The organism is Paraburkholderia sediminicola (assembly GCF_902859805.1).
GTDB classification, from domain to species: Bacteria; Pseudomonadota; Gammaproteobacteria; order Burkholderiales; family Burkholderiaceae; genus Paraburkholderia; species Paraburkholderia sediminicola.
Genome location: NZ_CADIKC010000001.1, coordinates 975,758 through 997,844, shown reverse-complemented (window position 1 = coordinate 997,844; position 22,087 = coordinate 975,758). Strand labels below are relative to the sequence as shown.

Genomic DNA, 22,087 nt, shown 5'->3' with positions numbered 1-22,087 from the left:
AGGCGCTGATCTTGTCATTGCGTGAGATCTCACCTTGTATCCGGAGGCGGACCGTGCCCGTGCGATCCCGCTGGCACCTCTCGCTTTCGGGCCCGTATGTACACCGGGTGACAGGCGCTCGGCAACAAAGGGGACACGTATCGCGCACGACTTCACATCGAGCGCCTGCCTGATTAGCGGTGCAGGCCGCTAATCAGCGCTTGCCGGACCACGGTCAAAAGGTAGCCGAAAAGGCCTGCTGAACCTTGCCGGGGTTAGTGATGCCGTTTGCAACGAGTAACTGGGTGAGCAAGCGCGCCTTTTGCGGATTCAGATCGAACGAGACGACGAAGCCGCGCTTGTCGTCTTCGACCTCCACATTTCTGTTGACGAATCCAGACATCACACGCGTCGAACGGACGACGACAATGCCTTTCTTCGCCGCCCGGTCGAGGGCAGCCAGTGCTTCCTTGGACGCATCGCCATCGCCTTCGCCCGCCAATACGATTCCTTTTGCACCATCGGCAATAGCGTGATCAATCTGGGCGCCGTCCATATTGCTGTGTGCATAAACGATTTCTACACGCGGCAGGTGGCCATTCGCCGGCAAGTCAAGCACATCGCGCGTTGACGCAAGCACAGGCGCGGGCGCGACAAAACGAATGCTCGCCGGATCGACATAGCCAATCACGCCCGCGTTGGGCGAAGCAAAAGTCTGCACGGCAGTCGTGTTGGTTTTGGTGATCCAGCGCGGCGCGTGAATCTGGTCATTCATGACCACCATCACACCTCTGCCTCGGGATTTCGGGCTCGCTGCGACTTCCACCGCTTCGTAAAGATTGCCGGGGCCATCCGCGCTCGTCGATCCGCCCGGCCGCATTGACCCAACGAGTACCACCGGTTTGTCCGAGCGCACCACGTTTTGCAGGAAGAATGCCGTTTCTTCCATCGTATCCGTACCGTGAGTGATCACGATCCCATCTGCTTCGTTTCGATCGAAGGCCTCCTGGATACGGCGCGCAAGCCGGAACCAGATCTCGTCGTTCATATCCTGCGACCCGACATTGGAAATCTGCTCGGAGTTGATGCTCGCGAGTTTCTCAATGCCCGGAACCGCCCGAACCAGTTCCTGGCCTTTGACATTGCCCGAGTTGTAGCCGATGGCCGAACGCGGGTCAGTTGTGCCGGCGATCGTGCCGCCGGTTGCGAGAACAAGAATCCGGGGAGATCCGGCCGCCGGACTTGCTGCCGCAGTGGCTGTCGCACTATCAGACGTGGCGTCTGCAGCCCACACGCTCGTACCACACAAGCAGCTAGCGCAGACGAGAAGCGCAGCGGTGAGCGTCGTGCTCGGCGTGCGCAGGGAGGCGACCCGTTGAAGGGTAGTGTTGATGTTCATATCCAGTCTCCTACAAAAGGATTTAACAGCGCAAAGAAACGGGGCGTTCTGCGGCCGCTGTCGCCAAGGCCACGCATTGCTGTGCAAGGACATCGGTTGGATCGACAAGACTCACGCGTGCGCCAGTCGTGCCTACGAAACTCGTTTGTGGCAATAAAAGCGGCAACTCGGTACATCCGAGGACGATGACCTCGACGCCTTCCGCTATGAGCCCATCAATCGCTGCGGAGATGTCGTCGAGGCATCGCCCGGTAGTGAATCCCGCTTTTACCCCTTCCTTGCCGTAGATCGCTTCCATCACGCGGGCTTGCAATTGCGCTGTTGGAACGATTTGCCGCAAACCCTGCGATTCGAGGGCCTTTTCATAGACACCGCTTGCGATCGTGCCGGAGGTGGCCAGCACACCAACGGAGCGCAGCAGTGGAAACGTTTCGCGCAGATGGCGGACCGTCACCGTCAGCATATTGACGATCGGTATGCCCAGATACGGCTGAATACGTTCGACAAATGCGTGAGCGGTGTTACACGGAATAGCGATGAGATCCGCATCGCCCGACTCGAGCTTCTTGCAGGTCGCGTAAAGCGAAATAGTCGGATCGGGGCCGTCACCAATCAGGTTTTCTGTGCGATCGGGAATCTGCGGATTCTGTTCAATCAGAAGCCTGATATGGTCCTGATCCCGATTCGCCGGCGTATTGCGTACGATCTTCTGCATGAAATCGACCGTCGCCGCGGGCCCGACGCCACCGACCACGCCCACTTTGAAAATGGATTCGGGCAAACCGTATTCGCCGGCAATTACGTACTGCGCATACGCAAGATTCGAATCGATCAGCGGCACTCGAAACGAGCCCATTTCCTCCGCCACAAGCGCAATCTCCGTCAGACCCGGCACGATGATTTGTGCACCTTGCGCAATGAGGTCCTCGCACGCCTCGCGCAAAAGCGCGACGGGCCGGCCGGACAGATTTCCGCTCTTGATGCCGTTCGCGCCGTAGACGGCTTCGGTGATGAGATCGACACTGTCGCGCGGACGGGGATGAATGATTTCAAATTCCGGCTCCGCGAAGTACTTTTCGAATAGTCCCTTTCGATGGGTGTAGTCCGAGGTCAGCACGCCGATTCGCCGTGCAGCCGGAAATTTTCTTCGAACGTGGCTGCGGACGGCTTCCACCATATCGACGATCTGCAAGGGCGAGTTAGCCTTCAGTTCGTCGATAAACGTGTGGCTGAGAAAGCAGGGGAGTACAACGGTCGTCACACCCCTCTTCTCGAAGCCGCTAATCATGTCGAAAATGTACAGTTTCCGTTGAGTCGTCGCCTCACTTCCTATGGCTGCGCTTCGGAAGGGATGCTGCTCAAAAATGACATCGACATGTTCGGCATCGCTCGAGGCGGGCGTCGATTTGACGAGTTTGAAAAAGACATCCGCACTCGCTAGTGGACCCAGGCCGCCCACCACGCCAAACTTCTTCCCGCTCAGCACGTTTGCGCTGATCATTTTGTTTCGCCTTGCAGTTGGCCGAGAACAACGTTGTTCTCTACGTCGTTCTGCCTGGCAGCGCGCTTGGCCTCCCACTTCGCGATAACGGCCGTCGCGATACTGTTGCCGATCACGTTCGTGGCGGTTCGCCCCATATCGAGAATCTGATCGATGGCGAGGATCAACACCACGCCGGACGGCGGCAAATGAAACATCGGGGCAACGGCCGCAACCACCACCACGGAACCTCTTGCGACGCCGGCCATCCCTTTGCTGCTCAACATAAGCACGAGCAACATCATGATCTGGGCGCTGAGCGGCATGTCGATGCCGAAGGCTTGCGCGATAAAAATCGCAGCAAACGCCTGGTACATCATTGATCCGTCCAGGTTGAACGCGTAGCCGAGCGGCAACGTAAAGCCGACGACCTTTTTGTCGATACCGAACTGTTCAAGCTTCTCGGTCAGGCGCGGATAAGCGGCTTCGCTGCTTGCGGTAGAGAAGGCGAGCATCGCGGGTTCCCGGACCGCTCTTAGCAACTTCCAGATCGATTTGCCCAGAAAGACGTGGCCAACGAGGATAAGCGCTGCCCACAGCAGGACGAGGCCGAGATAGAAGCTTCCGACGAGCTTGCCGTAGGTGGTCAACACGTCCAGGCCGTGCACCGTAATCGCGGAGGCAAGCGCGCCGAAGACACCAATCGGAGCGAGCCGCATCACATAGTCGGTCAGCTTCAGCATCGCGGGGACGAGTGCGTCGATGCCTGCGATCAACGGTGCGACGCGCGGGTCCGTCTTGATGGCGCTCAGCACCACGCCAAACAGCACAGAGAAGACGAGAATCTGAAGAATGTCATTCCGAGCCATCGCGTCGATGATGCTGGACGGAAACGCATGCGTGACGAAGTCCTTGAAGTTCAGACCCGCGGTGTTGAGACCGGTGGCAACATCCGAACTGGTCTGCGTCATATGCAAGCCGGCGCCAGGCTGCAACGCATTCGCGAGAACGAGGCCAAGGGCGAGCGAGAAAAGCGAGGCGCACACGAACCAGCCCACCGACCTGAGCCCGATTCTGCGCACGTCGCTCGTTCCTTCCATTCCGGCGAGCCCGGACACCAGCGTGGCGAAGACGAGCGGCGCGATAATCATCTTCACAAGCCGCAAGAAGATATCGGTAATGATCGAGAAGTAACCGGCGATTGTTTTGGCTTCTGCAGCATCGGCTACGGTTCGATGGCACACGTAACCGACAATCACGCCGAGCACCATGCCGACCACGATATAGAACGTTAGGCGGTTTTTCATTTCCATCAGTCCGAGGAAGGCGCACAAGGGTCTGACGTGACCACCGTACGCTGGCAGGAGGCAAAAACGCCGCTAGCGGAGCGACGTTTCTGTGTATGGACGGATGATAGAGATGATCAAAAAAGACTCAATGCGGGTCCTGCATGGGGATATGCGAGACTCGCATAACACGGGATTACCCTTAATCAACAACCTGCGATTCGGCGCGAAGGTGGCGCCAAAGCGTGTCCAGAAACTCGCTGCGGTTCGAGGCATCGCGGTAGACGCGAAGCTCAACTTCGAGATGCCACGCATCCCGGCCGGCTGGGACGAGTTCGCCCGCGTCAAGCTCGGCGACGATCGAGCTTTTTGGCAACCAGGCAACGCCTTCGCCTTCCAGTACCAGTTTCTTGAGAACCTCGGCCATGTCGGACTCGTAGTGGGGCCGCAAAGCTGGGGTGGCATCGACCCGGCCGAGAAGGAGTGCGAGGCAGCGGCCGAAATAGCTAGTTTCCGTGTACGTAATCAACGGCAATGGGCGAGCCGCCGTGCCCGGTAAGCGGAATATCGGCGCGCCACGCGGATTCGGCCGGCAGACAGGCATCAACACATCGACGCCTACGGTGAGATGCTCGTATCTGATCGGATCGAGATGGAGAGGCAGTTCCGGGTGATGATAGGCAAACATCAACTCGCAGTTGCCGTTCACGAGCATCAGGATGGAGTCGTGGACATTGGTGGGTATCACACGCGCACGTACCTCTCCGAAGCGCGCAGTGAGCGCTTTTAACCAGGCAGGCAGGAAACTTAGCGCGATCGTATGGCCCGCTGCGATCTGCAGGCCTTTGCCCGCCATGCGTTGATCGATGCGAATAATGGCTCGCGTGTCGAATAGCTTTCCAAGAATGTCTACCGCTGCCTCACGAAACAGTTGTCCGGCAGGCGTCAGTGTGGGCGGGAAGCTGCTTCGGTCGATGAGGTCCGCGCCCACCCACTGCTCAAGCGACTGAATGCGCCTGCTGAAGCCCGACTGGGTGACATTCCGAAATTCCGCCGCGCGCGAGAAGCTCTGATACTGGGAGAGCGCGATGAAGTCCTCAATCCACTTGATTTCCATGTCGGGTCCGATGTGTGCGGCGAGTGAGTGTGCCTCGAAACGAGTGGATGATTTTACGCGGGCTCGACACCCGCTTAGCCTCCTCTGCAATGCATTGCGATGCAAATCACGGATTTTCCGCCAGCAATGTACCGGGGGCATAGATTGCAAACCGACAGTTTTTTGCCGGTTATATGTACTTTTCCCAGATAACCGGCCAAAAAACGATGGTTACTTTGGGCGGTTGCGATGAGCCGACGCTGAGGTCACTCACGATCGCGCAGTCGCGTCACTTGCCTGCATAGTCGACGACCGCAGCCGCTCCGCATCCCTCCCCGGCGGCCTTCCGAACAGCCGGCTGTACTCACGGCTGAATTGCGAGGCGCTGTCATAGCCAACGCTCAGCCCTATGCTGGCAATGTCCTTCGAGGTGGTCAGCAGTTGCGTGCGGGCTTCCTGAAGCCTGATCTGCTTCTGATACTGCAGCGGGCTCATGGCGGTGACGGCGCGAAAGTGCCGATGGAAAGAGGAGACGCTCATCGCCGCCAGCGCCGAAAGCTCTTCAGTGCGCAGCATCTCCGCATAGTGCATGCGGATCCAGCGAATCGCGCGCCCGACATGCGACAGACGGCTGTCGGCAAGGCCGACCTGCCGCAGCAACGCACCCTGGCTGCCTGTGAGTATCCGCCACAAGATCTCGCGCTCGATCATCGGCGCGAGAACGGGCACGTCTTCCGGATGCTCGAGCAGCCGTAGCAGCCGCACAAACGGGTCAAGCAGTTCGGGCGTCGCTTCGCCGACAGCCGCGCCGAACGGGTTCGCCATCGCCGGGGCGTCCGAAGCAGTGTCCAGCAATAACGAAGCGATAGTTGCGGGTTTCAACATCAGGCCCACTGCCAGAAACGGCTTTTTCGCGTTCGCTTCGATCACGTGTCCGGACATCGGGAGATCGACGGTCACGACCAGGCATTGTCCCGCGTGATATTCGAGGAGCTGGTCACCGAGAGTCGCGCACTTTGCGCCTTGGGCGACCAGAGCGAATACTGGCTCGTAGATGCGATGAACCGACTGTGTTTGTGCAGTCGACACCGACAGGACGACCCCGGGCAGGTTCGTTGCCGTCACGTCGTCGACGGCATGGCGGGAAATCAGGGTGCGAAGTTCAGCGAGCGTATCCATAAGTCAAACGTATCCTGGGCGGCCATGAAAGCGCAAGCGGATCTGCCTGAACCGACCCAATCTGAGAGGATTGTGCAAGAGCTTGCGCGTTTCGGTCTACCGCGTCGCAGCCGCGCGATGGTCTCATTGGGGTTAGCCAGTCGGCTCATTTTCCAGGAGAAACATTATGTCGCTCGATTCATACGTCACACTCGGATCCTCTGGTCTGCGCGTGAGTCCCTTTTGTCTTGGGACGATGACTTTCGGTGAAGACTGGGGTTGGGGCACGAGCCCCGCTGAATCCGAAGCCATACTTTCGGAGTACCTGGAGCGCGGCGGGAATTTCATCGATACGGCCAACATCTATACGCTGGGCCACTCGGAAAAAATCATCGGAGACTTCTTTGCGGCGCGCAAAGACCGTCGCCATCGCAGCGTCATTGCGACGAAGTTTGTCGGCAACCTGCACGTTGGCGATCCGAACGGCGGAGGCGCCGGACGCAAGGCGATGGTCGAACAATGCGAAGCGTCGCTGCGCCGGCTGCAGACGGATTACATCGATCTCTACTGGATTCACAACTGGGACAGGACCACGCCGATCGAGGAGACGATGCGCGCGCTCGACGATCTGGTCGCCTCCGGCAAGATTCGTTACATCGGAATCTCCGACACACCGGCCTGGAAGGTCGCGCAAGCGCAGACCATGGCGCAGTTTCGCGGCTGGAACCGGATCATTGCGATGCAAGTCGAGTATTCGCTGCTGGAGCGGACGGCCGAAGGCGAACTGATACCGATGGCCGAAGAGCTCGGCATTGGCGTCATGCCGTGGAGTCCGCTGAAGAACGGCTGGTTGTCGGGCAAATATACGCGCGAAAACACTCAGGCTGTGAAGTCAGAACGCTCGGCGCTTGTCGGTGTCCCAGGCGACAAGGAGTTTCCGGTGATCGACGTGCTTGTTGCGGTCGCAGCCGAACTTCAGGTGAGCCCCGCTGCGGTCGCGCTCGCGTGGGTTAACCAACGTCGCGGCGTGACCTCGGCGATCGTCGGCGCGCGACGTATCGATCAACTGCGGACCAACTTGACTGCGCTGGATCTCGAACTCAGCGCTGCGCAGATCGCGATGCTCGACGAGGTGTCGAAGCCCGCGCTCAACTTCCCCGCAGATATCAACGCTCATCTTTCGCCGAGTTTTATCTTCGCCGGCGCCACAGTCGATGGACAGGCGACGCAAGCGTTGCCGCTCGTCACCGCAAGCAGCGTTCGGTATTGATGCGAACAGAAGACCGAGGATCGTAACCGGAAGACGGAGAGGGCTCGCACTGAGGCGAACGTGACGCTGCGCAACAAGCTCATCAAGTCGGTCCAAAGCGGAGAATGATTCGCTATGTGCGCAGCGGTCTCAACCCGGCACGAACCTCTTCGGCAAATAATTGCGGCTGTTCCCACGCCGCAAAGTGTCCGCCTTTGTCGAGCCTGTTGTAATAGACGAGGTTGTGATACGCGCGCTCCGTCCAGCTTCGCGGGGCCTGATAGTTCTCGCGGGGAAAGACACTCACGGCAGCCGGCACGGATACATCGGCGGCGGCCAGGAAGTTGAAGTGAGACTCCCAATAGAAGCGCGCCGCGGAAATCCCCGTGTTCGTCAGCCAGTAGAGCGTGATGTCGTCGAGGAGATCGTTCCGCGTCAGGTCGCCCGCAGATTCTCCATTGATGGGTCGCCCGAACACGGCCGAAGTCAGCGCTGCTGCCGGCTGCACATATCCGTCGCCGTGATCGAGCAGCCAGCTTGCCAGTGCAACAGGCGAGTCCGCCAATCCGTAGAGCGTTTGCGGGCGTGTTCCCATCTCCAGCGCATAGGCACGCCGTTTCCTGGCCGCGCTGCCTAGCTGTTCGTAAGCGTCCTTTTCATCGTCCGAGAGACCGGATGGTGGCGGATCGCCGGCGGCGAGCGCCTTTGCAATCGCGGGCGGAACAGTGGCAGGGAAGTTGACGTGGATGCCCAACAATTCAGGTGGCGCCTGCTTACCCATGACATTCGCGACGACACCGCCCAGGTCACCGCCTTGCGCCGCGAATTTCTCGTATCCAAGGCGCTTCATGAGTACGACCCAGGCACGGGCGGTACGCTCAGGACCCCAGCCGGTCGTGGTAGGTTTGCCTGAAAAACCGTAGCCCGGCAGAGACGGAATGACCAGATGAAAGGGATCCGACGCGCTCGCGCCGTATGCCGTGGGATTGGTCAGCGGATCGATAATCTTCAACATCTCGATGACCGAACCGGGCCACCCGTGCGTGACGATGAGCGGCATCGCATTTTCATGTTTCGAGCGGACGTGGATGAAATGAATGTCCAGCCCGTCGATCTCGGTCACGAAATTCGGCAGCGAATTCAGCTTCGCTTCGCACCTGCGCCAATCGTAATCGGTCGCCCAATGGCGCGCGAATTCCTGAATCATCGCAAGCGGCACGCCTTGTGAGTCATCCATCACGGTTTCGCGGTCGGGCCACCTCGTGGCTTTGATGCGCCTGCGCAAATCGATCAGTTGCGATTCCGGCACATGCACGCGAAGCGGACGAATAGCGGTCTTGTCGCCGCCGCCGGACGGCTGGGCAACTTCAATAATTGCCTGATTCGTTTCTGCGAAAGCGAGCTGACTCAGCGAGCCCGCGGCAACAGCCGCCGCTGCCACACTAACAAAGCGACGGCGAGACGGCGATTGGGGAAGGATGGTGTCTGACATGGCATTTCCGATGGGCGACAAAGCGGGGTTGCCGATCAATGGCAGCGTGATCTCACGAGCGATTGAACGCGATACGCCCACGCCGAGCGTGCTCAGTGTGGGCGTTGTGGAGCGTACGAAGGATCTTGAACCAGGAGGATTGCTTACCGTATTGGAAGCATAGTTCAATCCGGCGGAACTCAGATATCAGCTGCCGCGATACAAGCTGCTGAGCTGCGCCAGTTGACCATCCCGCTGGGCTTGCACCAGTTCGTGGCGGACCTCGGCGCGGGTCTTCTGCGCTGCGCCGGTTTGGCTCGGGTTCCATTGCTGCACTTGCGGGGCGGCCGATTGAGCACTGGTTGTTGCGGGAGCTTCGGATGCATGAGCGAAGCCAGCGGTAGCGAATGCAGCGAATGCCAAAGCGATCATTGAGGTTTTCATGTCGTTCTCCGTGAACCAATAGATTAAAAGGAAGGCGCCGCGATGTCAGGAGCAAGGGCAGCAATTCGATCCGTCATCTGCGATTTGCGTGTGTCTTGCATCCGGCGTTGAGGCATTAGAACCTGCCGACGTATCTGACTTGTGTCGGGAAACCGGGTCAATTGCAATGTTCTGTATCACCTGCATGCCCAGATACATTGCGATACGAATCACGGATTTTCCGCCAGCAACGCCTTGATCTTCGCTTCGGTCTGTTCGTAGTCGCCTTCGCCGAAGTGCGTGTAGGCCACGTGTCCTTTCTTGTCGACCAGATAAAACGCAGGCCAATACTGGTTGTCGTAGGCACGCCATGTTGCGTAGTTATTGTCCTGCGCGACCGGGAACGTAATGCCGAAGCGCTTGATCGCCGTCTTGACGTTGTCGGTGCTGCGCTCGAACGGATACTCGGGTGTGTGGACGCCGACCACCGTCAGGCCCTGGTCCTTGTATTTCTGATTCCAGGTCTTGACGTAGGGCAGTACGTGGATGCAGTTGATACAGGTGTAGGTCCAGAAATCGACCAGCACGACCTTGCCGCGCAACTGTTGCATGGTCAGGGGATCGCTATTCAGCCATTTATCGATGCCGGTGAATTCCGGCGCGGTCGCGTTGTTGTCGAGCTGGTTTGCAACGGGACCGGCGGCAGCGCTGGCCGAGGGGCTTGCAACGAGCGTAGCGATTGCAGCGGCGCCGGCTGCGAAGGTTGCGGCGAATAGGGCGACGGTAGCGGTGGTTTTGAGTCGGGAGAGCATGTCAGTGTCCTTTCAGAGCGGAGAGCAGAGCGGCGATCCGGGCATGAACCCGTACGCCGCATCGGGCATTCCAGTGGTTGGCATGGGTGCATTTGAACGCCCGTTCGTATCTGGCTTGTGTCGCCGGGACGGCGCGGGTGCAATGTTTTGTGTCGGGGGAACGCCCAGATACATTGAGATACAAAGCGTCGTGCGTCCTGGGCTATAAAGCAGCCATCCCTACCGTGGAGAAGCCACATGAGTACCGAACTGCTGCAAGGATCCTGTCATTGCGGGACCGTGAAATTTGAAGTCCATACCGATGTTCAGCCTGCCGGGCGTTGTAATTGCAGCCTGTGCCGGCGCAAGGGCGCGCTGATGACGCCGCCGTTTGCCGCGGGCGAACTGAAGATCCTGCAGGGTGAGGAAGCGCTGACGCTCTATCAGTTCAATACACGCACGGCGAAGCACTACTTCTGCAAGCATTGCGGAATTTATCCGTTCCATCAGACGCGTAGAGATCCGCAGCTGTGGCGGGTCAACATCGGTTGCCTGGAGGGTGTCGATCCGTATACGCTGGAGGCGAGCGTCGCCAATGGCGCCAGCCTGTCGGTCGTGGAGGATGCATGAGAAGGCTCATGACAATTCTCGCCTTCCTCGCGGGTGGATTGGCGGCGGAACTGGCGCACCCCGTGCACTGTTCGCTGATCAACGTGAACCGGGTGCGCGTCAATCGTCGAAGGGATTGATTCATTGATGGAAACCACAGACCACGTGCTGATCGTCGACGACGATCGCGGCATCCGCGAATTGCTCGCCACCTATCTCGAGAAGAACGGCATGCGCGTTTCGCTGGCCGCCAACGGCCGGCAGATGCGCACCGTCCTCGAGCAGGGCGCGCCTGATCTGATCGTGCTGGATCTGATGATGCCCGGCGAGGATGGTCTCGTGCTGTGCCGGGAATTGCGTGCCGGCAAGTTTCGCGCAGTGCCGGTCTTGATGCTGACCGCCCGCAGCGAGGAGACGGATCGCATCGTCGGGCTGGAAATGGGCGCGGACGACTACCTGTCCAAGCCGTTTGCGGTGCGCGAGTTGCTGGCGCGCATCCGCTCGGTATTGCGCCGCGCGCGGATGCTGCCGCCCGGCATGCAGGTGACGGAAACGGCGCCAATGATTGCCTTCGGCGATTGGCGCCTCGATACCACGGCGCGTCATTTGCTCGACGCTGAAGGCACCATGGTGGCCTTAAGTGGCGCGGAGTATCGTCTGCTGCGCGTGTTTCTCGATCATCCGCAGCGCGTGCTCACGCGCGATCAGTTGCTCAATCTGACCCAGGGCCGCCAGGCCGATGCGTTCGACCGCTCGATTGATCTGCTGGTCAGCCGTTTGCGGCAACGCTTGCAGGACACTGCGCGTGAGCCTCGGTACATCAAGACGCTGCGCAGCGAGGGTTATGTATTTTCGGCGGCGGTGACCATGATCGAAGGCAGTCCATGAAGCTGAGTACATTGCTGCGATGGCCGCGTACCTTATTCGCACGGCTTGCCCTGATTCTCTTTGTCAGCCTTGCGCTGGTGCAAACGCTGTCGGTCTGGCTCACCATGACGGAGCGGGACCAGACCATGACGAACGTGATGATGGGATACATCGAACGCGAGGTCACCAGTTCCGTTGCGCTGCTCGATCATTTGCCTGCTAACGAACGCGCCGAATGGCTGCCGAGGCTGGCACGGCGTACCTATACCTTCAATCTCGGACCCGGGGTCGCGGGCGCACCGCCGGATGCGAAGCTCTCAGCGAGAGTGGCTCAATCGATCGCCGACGGCATCGGTAAGCGCTATCCGCTCACCGCCAACGCCGTCCCCGGCGATCCGGACCGCTTGCAGGTTCATCTGCAGTTGAGCGACGGCACGCCGCTGACGATCGACTATCGCCCCATGCCGGGCGCACCGCTGTCACCGTGGTTGTCATGGTTGCTGGTGCTGCAACTGGTGGTGCTGGCTGCGTGCTGCTGGCTGGCGGTACGGCTGGCAACGCGCCCGTTGAGCCATTTGGCGCGAGCGGCGGATACCTTGGGCCCCGACCTTAAGGTGGAGCGCCTGCCTGAAGACGGCCCGGACGAAGTGGCGCGCGCAGCGAGAGCGTTCAACGCCATGCAGGACCGCATCAGGCTGTACATGACCGAGCGCTTGCAGATCCTCGCGGCGATCTCGCACGACCTGCAAACGCCGATTACCCGCATGCGTTTGCGCGTCGACGTGATGGACGAGAGCCCGGAGGGTGCCAAGCTGCAGCAGGATCTGAAGGAAATGGAAACGATGGTCAAGGAGGGCGTCACGTACGCGCGCACCATGCACGGCGCCAGCGAGGCGCCCCTGCGTATCGATCCGAACGCGCTGTTCGACAGCCTCGTGTTCGACTACGTCGATGCCGGGCAGGACGTTTCGTTACACGGTCGAATCGACACTGCACTGGTGACGCGTCCGCAGGCGTTGCGCCGGATCGTGGGCAATCTCGTCGATAACGCGCTGAAGTTTGGTGGTGCTGCCGAGATCAGGGTCGCCTCGCAGGATGGACGCGTGAGAGTCTCCGTGCTCGATCGTGGGCCCGGAATTCCGGACGAGTCGCTGGAAGCGGTATTCGAACCGTTCTATCGGCTGGAAGGATCGCGCAATCGCGGAACCGGCGGTACCGGGTTGGGCCTCGCGATTGCGCGGCAACTCGCTTTGGCGATGGACGCGACACTCTCGTTGCGTAACCGGCCCGATGGCGGCCTTGAAGCCACGCTTGTGTTGAAAGGCGTCGGCTAGATCCAGATGATTCGACTATCGCGTTGTATGCAGTACTCGTTCGTCGATGAACGTCAACTACCCCGGTCTTTGTATCCCAATGTATCTGCACCGTCGGTAAATACATAAGGTTTCACTGGCGCTTTTCGCAGACACACGCCAGATACGTCCACGGGTTTTAATGATTCCAGGCCAGATCGTCTGGCTTCGCAGGCCGGAGATGTCCTGCGCTTCTGTAGCTAACCTTTGAGGAGAATCCGCGATGCCGGATCAGATCAATACTCGACGTCGTCGTCTGCTTGGGACGACTGTTGCTGGTATCAGCTTGATGGAGTTGGGTTTGAGCGGGCTCGCCAAGGCGCAGTCGAACGGCACGAATACTGCAACGCGTGTTGCTTCGTTCGAGAACATTCGCCAGGTCAATGCCGGAACGCTCAACGTGGGCTATGCGGAAGCGGGTCCGCAGAATGGACCGGTTGTTATCCTGCTGCACGGCTGGCCCTACGATATCTACAGCTTCGCCGAAGTCACGCCGTTGCTGGCAGCCGCCGGCTACCGGGTCATCGTGCCGTATCTGCGGGGCTATGGTTCGACGCGGTTTTTATCCGCGGATACGCCGCGCAACGGTCAGCAGGCGGTGGTTGCCGTCGACGTCATCGCGTTGATGGATGCATTGAAGATCGACAAAGCCATCTTTGGCGCTTTCGATTGGGGCGCGCGTACGGCGAATATTATCGCCGCGCTGTGGCCGCAACGATGCCAGGCGATGGTGTCGGTCAGCGGTTATCTGATCGGCAGTCAGGAAGCCAACCGGGCGCCGCTGCCGCCGAAGGCTGAGCTGGCCTGGTGGTATCAGTTCTATTTCGCCACGGAGCGTGGTCGTGCAGGTTACGAAGCGAACCGCCACGATTTCAACAAGTTGATCTGGCGTCTCGCGTCGCCGAAATGGAATTTTGACGATGCAACGTACGACCGCTCGGCTGAGTCCTTCAAGAATCCCGATCACGTCGCGGTGGTGATTCACAACTACCGCTGGCGTCTGGGTCTGGTTAAGGGCGAGCCGCAATACGACGAGCTCGAAGCGCGGTTGGCGAAGGGGCCGACCATTTCGGTTCCGACCATCACGATGGAGGGCGACGCCAACGGCGCACCGCATCCCGAGCCGACAGCCTACGCGAAGAAATTCACGGGCAAGTATCAGCACCGGAACATCGATGGCGGCATCGGACATAACTTACCACAGGAAGCGCCGAAGGCATTTGCCGATGCCATCGTCGACGTCGTCCGGCTTTAAGTGGCATGAAGGAGTCCGGGGGGCTTAGGTCGGCGATGGCCCCCCGGGCGGGCTAAACCAACGCATAGGGTGTACTTGGTTCACTCTGGATCAAGTTCTGGATTCCGGCAGGGACAATCCACTGGGGCGGCCAAAAATTAAGCTGGGGGCACGAAAACAAATGCCATGAGGAGCACATGTCCCCGAGCCCACGCAAACACCGGCCGTACGTTTTCATCTCGGCGTTTCTCGGTACGGCGATCGAGCAATACGATTTTCTGCTGTACGGGACGGCATCGGCGCTCGTCTTCAGCAAGATTTTCTTCCCGACTCTCGATCCGCTCGCCGGGACGATCGCTTCGCTCGGCACCTACGCGGCCGGCTATTTTGCACGCGGTGCGGGGGCGCTGATCTGCGGGCATTTCGGCGATCGCTTCGGCCGTAAGACGCTGCTGCTCTCCACGCTGCTGGTGATGGGCATTGCGTCGACGCTCGTAGGTTGCCTGCCGACCTACGCCGAAATCGGTATCTGGGCGCCCATCCTGTTAACGCTGCTGCGGATTTTCCAGGGCTTTGCGATCGGCGGCGAGCAGAGCGGCGCCACCGTGCTTGGTGTGGAAAGCGCACCGGCCGGACGCCGCGGCCTCTACGGAAGCTGGAGCAATTCAGGCAGCTACGGCGGCGCCTTGTTATCGACGGGCGCGTTGCTTCTCATGTCGCGACTACCCGAAGCGGACTTCCTCGCCTGGGGCTGGCGCATTCCATTCCTGTTCAGCGCGGTGCTGGTCGTGATCGGACTGATTGGACGCGCACGGTTGCCGGAAACGCGTGAATTCGAACAGATGAGGGCGACCCAGACCGTCGCGCGTTTCCCGCTCGCCGACCTGCTTCGCAACCATCGCCGGGAAATCGCGATTGTCTTCATGGCGCGACTCGGCGAAATCACGTGGTCGATTTTCGTGCTGCTGTTTTCCGTGGCCTACATGACCGTTCATCTTGGACTGCCGCGTCAGGTGGTGCTCGTCGCGATCATGGCGGGTGCCGCGCTGGCTGTCTTCATGGTGCCGCTGTTCGCGGCGCTATCCGATCGCATTGGACGCAAGCCGATCTATCTGGCAGGCCTCGTTGCTTGTGCGCTTTACGTCTGGCCGTATTTCAATCTGCTGAACACGCGCGACCCAGCGCTGGTCAAGCTCGCCATCGTCATTGCAATCGGTCTGATCCATCCGTTGATGTATGGCCCGCAAGGCGGCTTCTTTGCTGACATGTTCGACGTCAAGGTGCGCTTTTCCGGCGTATCCATTGGTGCAATCGGTGCAGTCATTGGCGGCGGCATGAGCCCGGTGATCTGCTCCGCGCTGCTCGCCGCACGCAACGGCGACCCGCTGTGGGTTGCATGTTATGTCGCAGCGAGTTCTTTGATCGCCGCTGGCTTCGTGTTGCTTGCGCCGCGCAGCGGGAGCGTATCGATCGCGGTTCCTGAGCCGGCCGCGCAATCGCAAGTCGGCCAATCCTGAACACTTATCCGACCACAAGGAGGCTCACATGAGCGACCACGATAAATCGAACCTGGGCCGCGGCATCGCCGCCGAGATGGACCATAAACTCGAGCAGGGCGCATGGGACGACAGGCAAAAGCTCGCGCTGGCGTGCCGGATGCTCGCGCACGAAGGACATTCGGAGACGCTCGCGGGGCAGATAACGCTGCGCGCTGCCGACGGTACATTCCTGACGACGGCGATGGCCGTTGGCTTCGATGAAATCACGCGCAGCAGCGTGATTCGCATCGACGATCAAATGCATGTGATCGAAGGCAATGGTATGGCGAATCCCGCCATCCGTTTTCATCTGTGGATTTACCGGCGCAGGCCGGATGTCAACTGCATTGTCCATACGCATCCACCGTATGTGAACGCATTGTCCATGGTCGGCGTGCCGCTCGAAGTCGCCCACATGGACGCCACACCGCTCTTTAACGATTGCGCTTTTCTGAAAGAATGGCCGGGGCTCCCGATCGCCGACAATGAGGGCGAGATCATCTCCGCTGCGCTCGGCAACAAGCGGACGATCCTGCTGGCGAATCATGGATTTCTCGCGGCCACTTCCTCGATAGAGGAGTCGGCCTATCTGTCCGTGCTGATTGAACGCGCTGCGCGCAGCCAGATTCTGGCCAGGTCGATGGGGCAGATCGTGCCTATCGATCCCGCATTGGCGAAGGAGTCGCACGATTTTCTGCTGCTGCCCAGCATCGTCAAGGCGAGTTTCGCGCTGTTCGGCCGACGCGTGATCCGGCGTGAACCGGAGGTTCTTTTCTAGTCAGTTCCTCTCACTTTTGGCGGACAGCGGGCTGCGCGATAATCGCATGACATGGGCGGACACCGCCTCCAACGCAGTTTCCGGGAGTTTGTCATGCGCACTATCGATTTGCCGTACGCTCCGACGCTCTGCGACATGCCCGCGCGTTGTCTCGACGACTGGAAGCTCTCACTCGACGACATTGTCACGCCGGGCGACATTCTGCTTCCCGGAGACATGTCCGAGGGTGAAATCCGCGCGGGCAGGCTGATGGGCGGCGGTGTGCTCGCGACCGTGCAACTGGGGCTGTCGGAAGTGCGTCACGAATGGTCGCACCTGCAGAATCTCGCTGGCGACGACGTTATCGTTCTGATCGTCCTTGATGGCTGCGGCACGGTCACACAACAGGAGCGCACGCTGCCTTTCAACGCCGGTGACATTACATTCCGGCGTGCACGCGTGCCGTCGACGGCGCGCATTGACGAGCCGGCGAAGTTTGTCATGCTTCGTTTGCCAATCACGCGGTTTTTCGGCCGTGCGATGTCACGCTTCTCGCCTTTTGCACCTGCCTGCGCCAGCGGCGAATCGGGGATTGTCCTCACGGTGCATCGGTTCATCGAATCGGTCTTGCCGTCGCTCAGGCAGCAGAGCGCAAATACGGCGGCGGCAGCGGAGCAGTCGCTCGTGTCGTTGCTCGCGGCGGCGTATCTGGAGTCGGCGGGGGACGCAACCGTCGAGCCGGTTGCGGGAGGCGCGAATCCTCTGCGATGGTCGCAACTGCGCGCGTTCATTGCGTCCAATCTCCACGATCCCGAACTGGACGTCGAGGCGTGCGCGAAGGCGCTAAGCGTGTCGAAACGCTATGTTCACAAGATGTTCGAAGCCAACGGCACGCACTACGGGAGGTTCGTGCTGGAGCATCGCCTGGCGCGCAGCCGTGACGATATGACGAATCCACTTTGCACGGAATTGTCGATCGAGCGCATTGCGTACAGAAATGGCTTTAACGATCCTGCGCATTTCAGCCGAAGCTTTCGAACGATGTTCGGTACTACGCCGGGTGCGTACAGGAAGCAATGCAGTGGCGCTGTTAAGGAAAGAAGAGGCGCAGCGTTGTAGTTGGGACTAGTGCGGCACGCTTCCCGGATCTGCCAGCCATCGTGAGACAGCGGACAGTACCTGCGTCTCGATGCCAAGAAAACCATGTGGCGACTTCGCCCCGCATTCACTGGCGCCAATCCCGCCGCGCTCGCTGCTTGATACCTGCAGGAACTGGAACCGGTTGTCCTTGGCAAGCGTGCGTGCCGCGCTAAACGGTGAAACCCGGCATCCGTCATTTTCGTTCGACACCACCAGCACCGGAGTCGCACCGACTTCCCAGTGCATGCCCGAAAGTCCGGCCTCGCCACGCATGCCGATCGTGACGGGCGAAGTCAGGACATACGCGTCAGCCAGCCGTGGTTCCCGTTGGAGCACATTGCCAACTGAAATCGTGCCCCGGCTGGTGCCCACAAGAGCGATCTTTGCGGCTGGAAAGCGTTGCTTGAGCGTCGCAACAATGACGTGCAGGTCTTGAGCGTGAGTTTCGCTCAAGCGGAATGCGTCATTCATGCCGGATGATCGATCCGATGGCGCATCGACGATAGCGATCGCATCGCCCGCAGAAGTCCAGTAGCCGGCGGTCCGGAGGAGGAAATTTGCCCTCATTGTCGTTGGGCCGGTTTCGCCGAGGGCGATTGCGCCGTCGTCTCCGGCAAACAAGACGATGACCCAAGGCGGCGCGCTGGCTGGCTGTTCGATGAAGATAGCCTGCGTTTGTGGCCCTCGTACGGGCACCTGCAGTAGTTCACCGGAATACGCTGGGATCGCGGTTAGGAGTGTGCACGCGAATGCGCAGATTGGGGCCGCGAATCTGAGCAGCGGTTTCCAGAGCCTGTTGGTGAAACAGGTTACGGGTCTTGCTCGTGTTGATTTTTGATCGCGCATTTTGAAGACCGCGTTATTGTTCCATTCACAGCATACGTGAGTTGGATACGGGATCGGCAAGATCGTCTGGATTGACCAACGATGTAAGTACGTGATCGGCCCAGGAACCATTGATCTTCAGGTACGACCGAGCCAGACCTTCCTTCTCGAACCCAAGGCCAGCCAGTAAGTGTTCGCTACGAGTGTTCTCCGGTCGATAGTTGGCCATGATGCGATGCAAGCCGATATCTCTGAACACATGCTGGATGGCCACCGTTAGACTCTCTCGCATCAGGCCTTTCCCTTCGGCCACTTTCGCAAGAGAAAATCCGAGATGACAAGCCTGGAACGGTCCCCTAACGATATTGGTGAAATTGCACTCTCCGATCAACTGGCCGCCTTCGCGTTCGAACAGCACGAGATGAAGAGCGCTTCCTGTTGTGCTTTGATGAGCCATTGCACGTAGTCTTTCAGCGATGACATCCAGGTTAAAAAAACTTTCCTGCCGCGCGGGCTCCCAAGGCTGAAGATGTATTCGATTGGCTGCGTAGTACGCCTGCAGCGCGCTCGCGTCATTCTCGCTGACGGCTCGCAATATCACGCGTTCGGTAGTCAGTCCGTTGTCTGGATGATTTGCTGCATTTGCCATTAGGCTATCGCCCTTGATATGCAATATTGCGCGTGATTGTACCGAAGGCAAAAACTACTCTCGACGCCTCCGGCACCGGTGAGTCACGAGATACACACGCAAAGAGATTGACCCCGCACGAGGTCGAACCTTTCAGAAACCCTCCGCGGTCGCCTCGCGATTCATTTGCTACACTCGATCAAGGACCAGACCTGTTTGGTGCTCGGTTTGACCCTGAGGGCGGCGGCTGAGCAACTACGTCGACATTTTCTCTTCATAGACCTGGCACCACAATTGCAAGCCTGAGCGTCGGTCCTTCGTCGCAGGGCACGAATGAGTGCGGAGTGTCGTCATGATTGAGTCTTCCGATTTTCGGAGCAAAAAGCTATTGCTCAATCACGGAGGCGGTCGCATGCCCGCACTCGGATTCGGCACACTGATTCCCGACCCAGCTACGACAACCAGTGCTACCAGAGACGCGCTGGAAGCCGGCTATCGACACTTCGATTGTGCCGAGCGATACCGGAATGAGCGCGAGGTCGGCGAGGCGCTGCGGATAGGGCTTGCTGCAGGAGGGATCGCCCGCGAAGACATCTTCGTGACCACCAAGTTATGGAACTCCAATCACCGGCCTGAGCGTGTCGGACATGCTTTCGATGCAAGTCTTGAAAGGCTCAGACTCGACTATCTTGATCTCTATCTGATACACACGCCGTTCGCATTTCAAGCGGGAGACGAGCAGGACCCGCGCGATGAAAACGGGAACGTCATTTACGACAAAGGCGTGACTTTGTTAGACACGTGGAAGGCGATGGAGGATCTCGTCGACCATGGAAGATGCCGGGCCATCGGACTATCCGACATCGGCTTGGACGAATTGCGGCCTCTTTATGAATCGGCACGAATCAAGCCGGCGGTAGTGCAGGTCGAAGCACATCCGTATCTTCCAGAAACGGAACTTCTGGAATTCTGCAAAGAGAAAGAGATCGTGTTTTTGGCCTTTGCGCCATTGGGTCACGGAATCAGGCCGGGGCCACTTGAGGATCCCATCGTATCCGAGATCGCCGAGCGAATTGGAAAGACGCCAGCACAGGTGCTGCTTGCCTGGGCGATTCAACGTGGCTGCGCTCTGCTCACCACCCCCAAAACTGCGGCACGCGCGCGCGAGAATTTCGATATCTCCGCGCTTCCGGCAGACGCGTTCGATGAAATCAACCGGATTGAGACGAGACAGAGGTTGAACGAAGTCGTCAAGACGGGCAGCCCGGGGTTCATTCCGCGAAGCACACAATAGATCGATGTGAACGGTATCCGGAGGCAAGCCATGCAGGAAGAACAGATACGTGAAGCACTGAATGCCCACTGGCGCGCGTCGGCAGCGGGGGACCTCGACGCTGAACACGATATTTACGATGACAACGCCATCTGTGAGTATCCGCAGTCAGGCGAACGAATCCTCGGACGAGTCAATTTGCAGGCGCTGCGGGGTCATCATCCAGGTAAGCCATCGGGTTTCGACGTCAGGCGAATTCAAGGAGAAGGTAATCTGTGGGTCACGGAATACTCCATCAACTATCAGGGGCGAGCGGCTTACACAGTAAGCATTATGGAGTTCCGCAACGGCAAGGTTGTTCACGAGACCCAGTATTTTTCGGATCCCTTTGAGGCGCCGGGTTGGCGGAGTCAATGGGTTCAGCAGGGTGCGTGACGTCGTGTTGCGGCGGGATAAGTCGAATAGTGCCCGTCACCAACATGCGCTGTTTCGTAACGTCGACCTAGACTATGACCACAAATTTTCCCACGGCCTCATCACGCTCCATAAGTTCGTGAGCAATCGCTACTTCCGACAGGCCGAAGATCCGCGCGGGTCGACATTGATATAAACCGCTTGCGGCCAACTCGACAATTTTCTGCATCGGTACATCCGGCAGCGGGAAATCCGGAGTCCCAAGCACGAAGCTCCCGAAGAAACTCAGATGAACACCGCTTGCCATCTGGCCGAGCGGATCGAACTCGGCGAGCGGCGTAAGCCCACCCAGAAATCCGGCCAGGCACACAGCGCCGCCACGACGTGCCGCGCGCAGCGAGTCGAGCACAGTGCTGTTTCCAATCAGATCAAGTACCGCGTCGACCTTGCCCCCAGGCCATCCCGGCGCTGCACATAACTCACCTGCATTCGTCACCACATGGGCGACTCCACGCGCGCGCAACATGTCTTCGTAATCCGGCCGACGCGTCGTCGCAATCACCTCCGCACCGAGTTGGACGCCGATATCGATCGCCGCCAGCCCTAGGCTCGAGGTTCCCCCGCGCACGACGAGTCGCTGCCCGGACTTTACTTCGAGGTTTCTGTGGAGGCACGTCCACGCGACTGCGTAGGCTTCGGGCAGTGTGGCAAGTTCCGGCCAGTCGAGGGTCGTTTCAACGGCCACGACGTTGGTGGCGGGCACAACGACGTATTCGGCATAGCTGCCATCGATCGTTCGCCCCATCCCCCCCATCAGTGCGACTACCGTCTGGCCTTCATGCAGTATCCCGGCTGCATCCGATACCACAGACCCAACACATTCGATGCCGCTTACTTCCGCCACCTCTCCCCATAACCCTCGCCGCATATAGAGCTCAGCGCGGTTCAGACCAAACGCCCGAACGCGAATCAGAACACAGCCAGGTTTGAGGGCAGGGCGCAGCCTCTCTACGAGTTGAAGCACCTCGGGGCCACCAAACTTGTTTCTCACGATTGCTTTCATGTCGATCTCCTCATTGGGAGACTGAATGGTAGGATCGAACTTCGTCGAAGGAAAT

Annotated in this window: 22 protein-coding genes; 11 read left to right on the top strand and 11 right to left on the bottom strand. The window is 59.3% G+C overall.

The window, feature by feature from the left end; translation table 11 throughout:
* Positions 1–214: 214 nt before the first annotated feature.
* From R8871_RS04400 to R8871_RS04380, 5 genes are all read right to left on the bottom strand, one after another.
* Complete coding sequence (locus tag R8871_RS04400; protein ID WP_175049220.1) at positions 215–1,378, bottom strand: asparaginase; 1,164 nt, start codon at positions 1,376–1,378, stop codon at positions 215–217.
* 22 nt (positions 1,379–1,400) lie between these two features.
* Entirely contained in the window at positions 1,401–2,879 is a 1,479-nt protein-coding gene (gene cuyB / locus R8871_RS04395) for a cysteate racemase (RefSeq protein ID WP_175049219.1), read from the bottom strand.
* Complete coding sequence (locus R8871_RS04390; protein WP_175049218.1) at positions 2,876–4,165, bottom strand: dicarboxylate/amino acid:cation symporter; 1,290 nt, start codon at positions 4,163–4,165, stop codon at positions 2,876–2,878. Before R8871_RS04390 ends, cuyB begins: the two co-directional genes overlap by 4 nt.
* Positions 4,166–4,346: 181 nt before the next feature.
* On the bottom strand, positions 4,347–5,261 hold the full coding sequence (locus R8871_RS04385; RefSeq protein WP_175049217.1) for a LysR substrate-binding domain-containing protein: 915 nt from the start codon (positions 5,259–5,261) through the stop codon (positions 4,347–4,349).
* A 249-nt stretch (positions 5,262–5,510) separates the two neighbouring features.
* Positions 5,511–6,419 (bottom strand): AraC family transcriptional regulator, encoded by a 909-nt coding sequence (locus R8871_RS04380; protein WP_175049216.1) that lies wholly within the window; start codon positions 6,417–6,419, stop codon positions 5,511–5,513.
* Positions 6,420–6,585: 166 nt separating this feature from the next.
* Between R8871_RS04380 and R8871_RS04375 the strand changes: the two genes are divergently transcribed.
* Positions 6,586–7,668, top strand: coding sequence for an aldo/keto reductase (locus R8871_RS04375; protein ID WP_175049215.1), 1,083 nt, complete (start codon positions 6,586–6,588; stop codon positions 7,666–7,668).
* Between the two features lie 112 nt (positions 7,669–7,780).
* On the opposite strand, the gene R8871_RS04370 is transcribed toward R8871_RS04375, so the two are convergent.
* A complete protein-coding gene (locus R8871_RS04370; protein ID WP_175049214.1) occupies positions 7,781–9,139 on the bottom strand; it encodes an epoxide hydrolase family protein in 1,359 nt (452 codons plus the stop codon).
* Between R8871_RS04370 and R8871_RS04365 the strand changes: the two genes are divergently transcribed.
* Positions 9,138–9,302, top strand: a complete 165-nt coding sequence (locus R8871_RS04365; protein ID WP_175049213.1) for a hypothetical protein — start codon at positions 9,138–9,140, stop codon at positions 9,300–9,302. The two genes, R8871_RS04370 and R8871_RS04365, sit on opposite strands and share 2 nt — an antisense overlap.
* A 23-nt stretch (positions 9,303–9,325) precedes the next feature.
* On the opposite strand, the gene R8871_RS04360 is transcribed toward R8871_RS04365, so the two are convergent.
* Both R8871_RS04360 and R8871_RS04355 read right to left on the bottom strand, forming a co-directional pair.
* On the bottom strand, positions 9,326–9,562 hold the full coding sequence (locus R8871_RS04360; RefSeq protein ID WP_175049212.1) for a DUF4148 domain-containing protein: 237 nt from the start codon (positions 9,560–9,562) through the stop codon (positions 9,326–9,328).
* Positions 9,563–9,771: 209 nt separating this feature from the next.
* On the bottom strand, positions 9,772–10,353 hold the full coding sequence (locus R8871_RS04355) for a thioredoxin family protein (protein ID WP_175049211.1): 582 nt from the start codon (positions 10,351–10,353) through the stop codon (positions 9,772–9,774).
* A gap of 237 nt (positions 10,354–10,590) precedes the next feature.
* Between R8871_RS04355 and R8871_RS04350 the strand changes: the two genes are divergently transcribed.
* The 7 genes from R8871_RS04350 (at position 10,591) to R8871_RS04320 (ending at position 17,808) form a co-directional block, all read left to right on the top strand.
* The gene (locus R8871_RS04350; protein WP_175049210.1) at positions 10,591–10,962 is read left to right on the top strand and encodes a GFA family protein; all 372 of its coding nucleotides are present in this window, start codon (positions 10,591–10,593) and stop codon (positions 10,960–10,962) included.
* A 126-nt stretch (positions 10,963–11,088) separates the two neighbouring features.
* The gene (locus tag R8871_RS04345; RefSeq protein WP_175049209.1) at positions 11,089–11,829 is read left to right on the top strand and encodes a response regulator; all 741 of its coding nucleotides are present in this window, start codon (positions 11,089–11,091) and stop codon (positions 11,827–11,829) included.
* A complete protein-coding gene (locus tag R8871_RS04340; RefSeq protein ID WP_175049208.1) occupies positions 11,826–13,142 on the top strand; it encodes an ATP-binding protein in 1,317 nt (438 codons plus the stop codon). The genes R8871_RS04345 and R8871_RS04340 overlap by 4 nt, the downstream gene beginning before the upstream one ends.
* A gap of 241 nt (positions 13,143–13,383) precedes the next feature.
* Positions 13,384–14,415, top strand: coding sequence for an alpha/beta fold hydrolase (locus R8871_RS04335; RefSeq protein ID WP_175049207.1), 1,032 nt, complete (start codon positions 13,384–13,386; stop codon positions 14,413–14,415).
* Between the two features lie 176 nt (positions 14,416–14,591).
* Complete coding sequence (locus R8871_RS04330) at positions 14,592–15,911, top strand: MFS transporter (protein WP_175049206.1); 1,320 nt, start codon at positions 14,592–14,594, stop codon at positions 15,909–15,911.
* Between the two features lie 28 nt (positions 15,912–15,939).
* Entirely contained in the window at positions 15,940–16,710 is a 771-nt protein-coding gene (locus tag R8871_RS04325; RefSeq protein WP_175049205.1) for an aldolase, read from the top strand.
* A gap of 93 nt (positions 16,711–16,803) precedes the next feature.
* Positions 16,804–17,808, top strand: coding sequence for a helix-turn-helix domain-containing protein (locus R8871_RS04320; protein ID WP_175049204.1), 1,005 nt, complete (start codon positions 16,804–16,806; stop codon positions 17,806–17,808).
* A gap of 6 nt (positions 17,809–17,814) precedes the next feature.
* On the opposite strand, the gene R8871_RS04315 is transcribed toward R8871_RS04320, so the two are convergent.
* Positions 17,815–18,675, bottom strand: a complete 861-nt coding sequence (locus R8871_RS04315) for an alpha/beta hydrolase family protein (RefSeq protein ID WP_175049203.1) — start codon at positions 18,673–18,675, stop codon at positions 17,815–17,817.
* A 25-nt stretch (positions 18,676–18,700) separates the two neighbouring features.
* A complete protein-coding gene (gene rimJ, locus R8871_RS04310; protein ID WP_175049202.1) occupies positions 18,701–19,303 on the bottom strand; it encodes a ribosomal protein S5-alanine N-acetyltransferase in 603 nt (200 codons plus the stop codon).
* 331 nt (positions 19,304–19,634) lie between these two features.
* Here rimJ and R8871_RS04305 point away from each other — a divergent pair, with 331 nt between their 5' ends.
* Together R8871_RS04305 and R8871_RS04300 are read left to right on the top strand one after the other, a co-directional pair.
* Entirely contained in the window at positions 19,635–20,576 is a 942-nt protein-coding gene (locus R8871_RS04305; protein ID WP_175049201.1) for an aldo/keto reductase, read from the top strand.
* Positions 20,577–20,606: 30 nt separating this feature from the next.
* Complete coding sequence (locus R8871_RS04300) at positions 20,607–20,990, top strand: nuclear transport factor 2 family protein (protein ID WP_175049200.1); 384 nt, start codon at positions 20,607–20,609, stop codon at positions 20,988–20,990.
* Between the two features lie 67 nt (positions 20,991–21,057).
* Here the strand turns inward: R8871_RS04300 and R8871_RS04295 are convergent, their stop codons facing one another.
* Positions 21,058–22,032: a zinc-binding dehydrogenase gene (locus R8871_RS04295; protein WP_175049199.1), complete on the bottom strand. Its 975-nt coding sequence runs from the start codon at positions 22,030–22,032 to the stop codon at positions 21,058–21,060.
* Positions 22,033–22,087: the final 55 nt, after the last annotated feature.

Coding starts and splice junctions, on each gene's coding strand:
- R8871_RS04400 (WP_175049220.1), bottom strand. CDS start 1,378: ATGAACATCAACACTACCCTTCAACGGGTCGCCTCCCTGCGCACGCCG.
- cuyB (WP_175049219.1), bottom strand. CDS start 2,879: ATGATCAGCGCAAACGTGCTGAGCGGGAAGAAGTTTGGCGTGGTGGGC.
- R8871_RS04390 (WP_175049218.1), bottom strand. CDS start 4,165: ATGAAAAACCGCCTAACGTTCTATATCGTGGTCGGCATGGTGCTCGGC.
- R8871_RS04385 (WP_175049217.1), bottom strand. CDS start 5,261: ATGGAAATCAAGTGGATTGAGGACTTCATCGCGCTCTCCCAGTATCAG.
- R8871_RS04380 (WP_175049216.1), bottom strand. CDS start 6,419: ATGGATACGCTCGCTGAACTTCGCACCCTGATTTCCCGCCATGCCGTC.
- R8871_RS04375 (WP_175049215.1), top strand. CDS start 6,586: ATGTCGCTCGATTCATACGTCACACTCGGATCCTCTGGTCTGCGCGTG.
- R8871_RS04365 (WP_175049213.1), top strand. CDS start 9,138: ATGGCATTTCCGATGGGCGACAAAGCGGGGTTGCCGATCAATGGCAGC.
- R8871_RS04370 (WP_175049214.1), bottom strand. CDS start 9,139: ATGTCAGACACCATCCTTCCCCAATCGCCGTCTCGCCGTCGCTTTGTT.
- R8871_RS04360 (WP_175049212.1), bottom strand. CDS start 9,562: ATGAAAACCTCAATGATCGCTTTGGCATTCGCTGCATTCGCTACCGCT.
- R8871_RS04355 (WP_175049211.1), bottom strand. CDS start 10,353: ATGCTCTCCCGACTCAAAACCACCGCTACCGTCGCCCTATTCGCCGCA.
- R8871_RS04350 (WP_175049210.1), top strand. CDS start 10,591: ATGAGTACCGAACTGCTGCAAGGATCCTGTCATTGCGGGACCGTGAAA.
- R8871_RS04345 (WP_175049209.1), top strand. CDS start 11,089: ATGGAAACCACAGACCACGTGCTGATCGTCGACGACGATCGCGGCATC.
- R8871_RS04340 (WP_175049208.1), top strand. CDS start 11,826: ATGAAGCTGAGTACATTGCTGCGATGGCCGCGTACCTTATTCGCACGG.
- R8871_RS04335 (WP_175049207.1), top strand. CDS start 13,384: ATGCCGGATCAGATCAATACTCGACGTCGTCGTCTGCTTGGGACGACT.
- R8871_RS04330 (WP_175049206.1), top strand. CDS start 14,592: ATGTCCCCGAGCCCACGCAAACACCGGCCGTACGTTTTCATCTCGGCG.
- R8871_RS04325 (WP_175049205.1), top strand. CDS start 15,940: ATGAGCGACCACGATAAATCGAACCTGGGCCGCGGCATCGCCGCCGAG.
- R8871_RS04320 (WP_175049204.1), top strand. CDS start 16,804: ATGCGCACTATCGATTTGCCGTACGCTCCGACGCTCTGCGACATGCCC.
- R8871_RS04315 (WP_175049203.1), bottom strand. CDS start 18,675: ATGCGCGATCAAAAATCAACACGAGCAAGACCCGTAACCTGTTTCACC.
- rimJ (WP_175049202.1), bottom strand. CDS start 19,303: ATGGCAAATGCAGCAAATCATCCAGACAACGGACTGACTACCGAACGC.
- R8871_RS04305 (WP_175049201.1), top strand. CDS start 19,635: ATGATTGAGTCTTCCGATTTTCGGAGCAAAAAGCTATTGCTCAATCAC.
- R8871_RS04300 (WP_175049200.1), top strand. CDS start 20,607: ATGCAGGAAGAACAGATACGTGAAGCACTGAATGCCCACTGGCGCGCG.
- R8871_RS04295 (WP_175049199.1), bottom strand. CDS start 22,032: ATGAAAGCAATCGTGAGAAACAAGTTTGGTGGCCCCGAGGTGCTTCAA.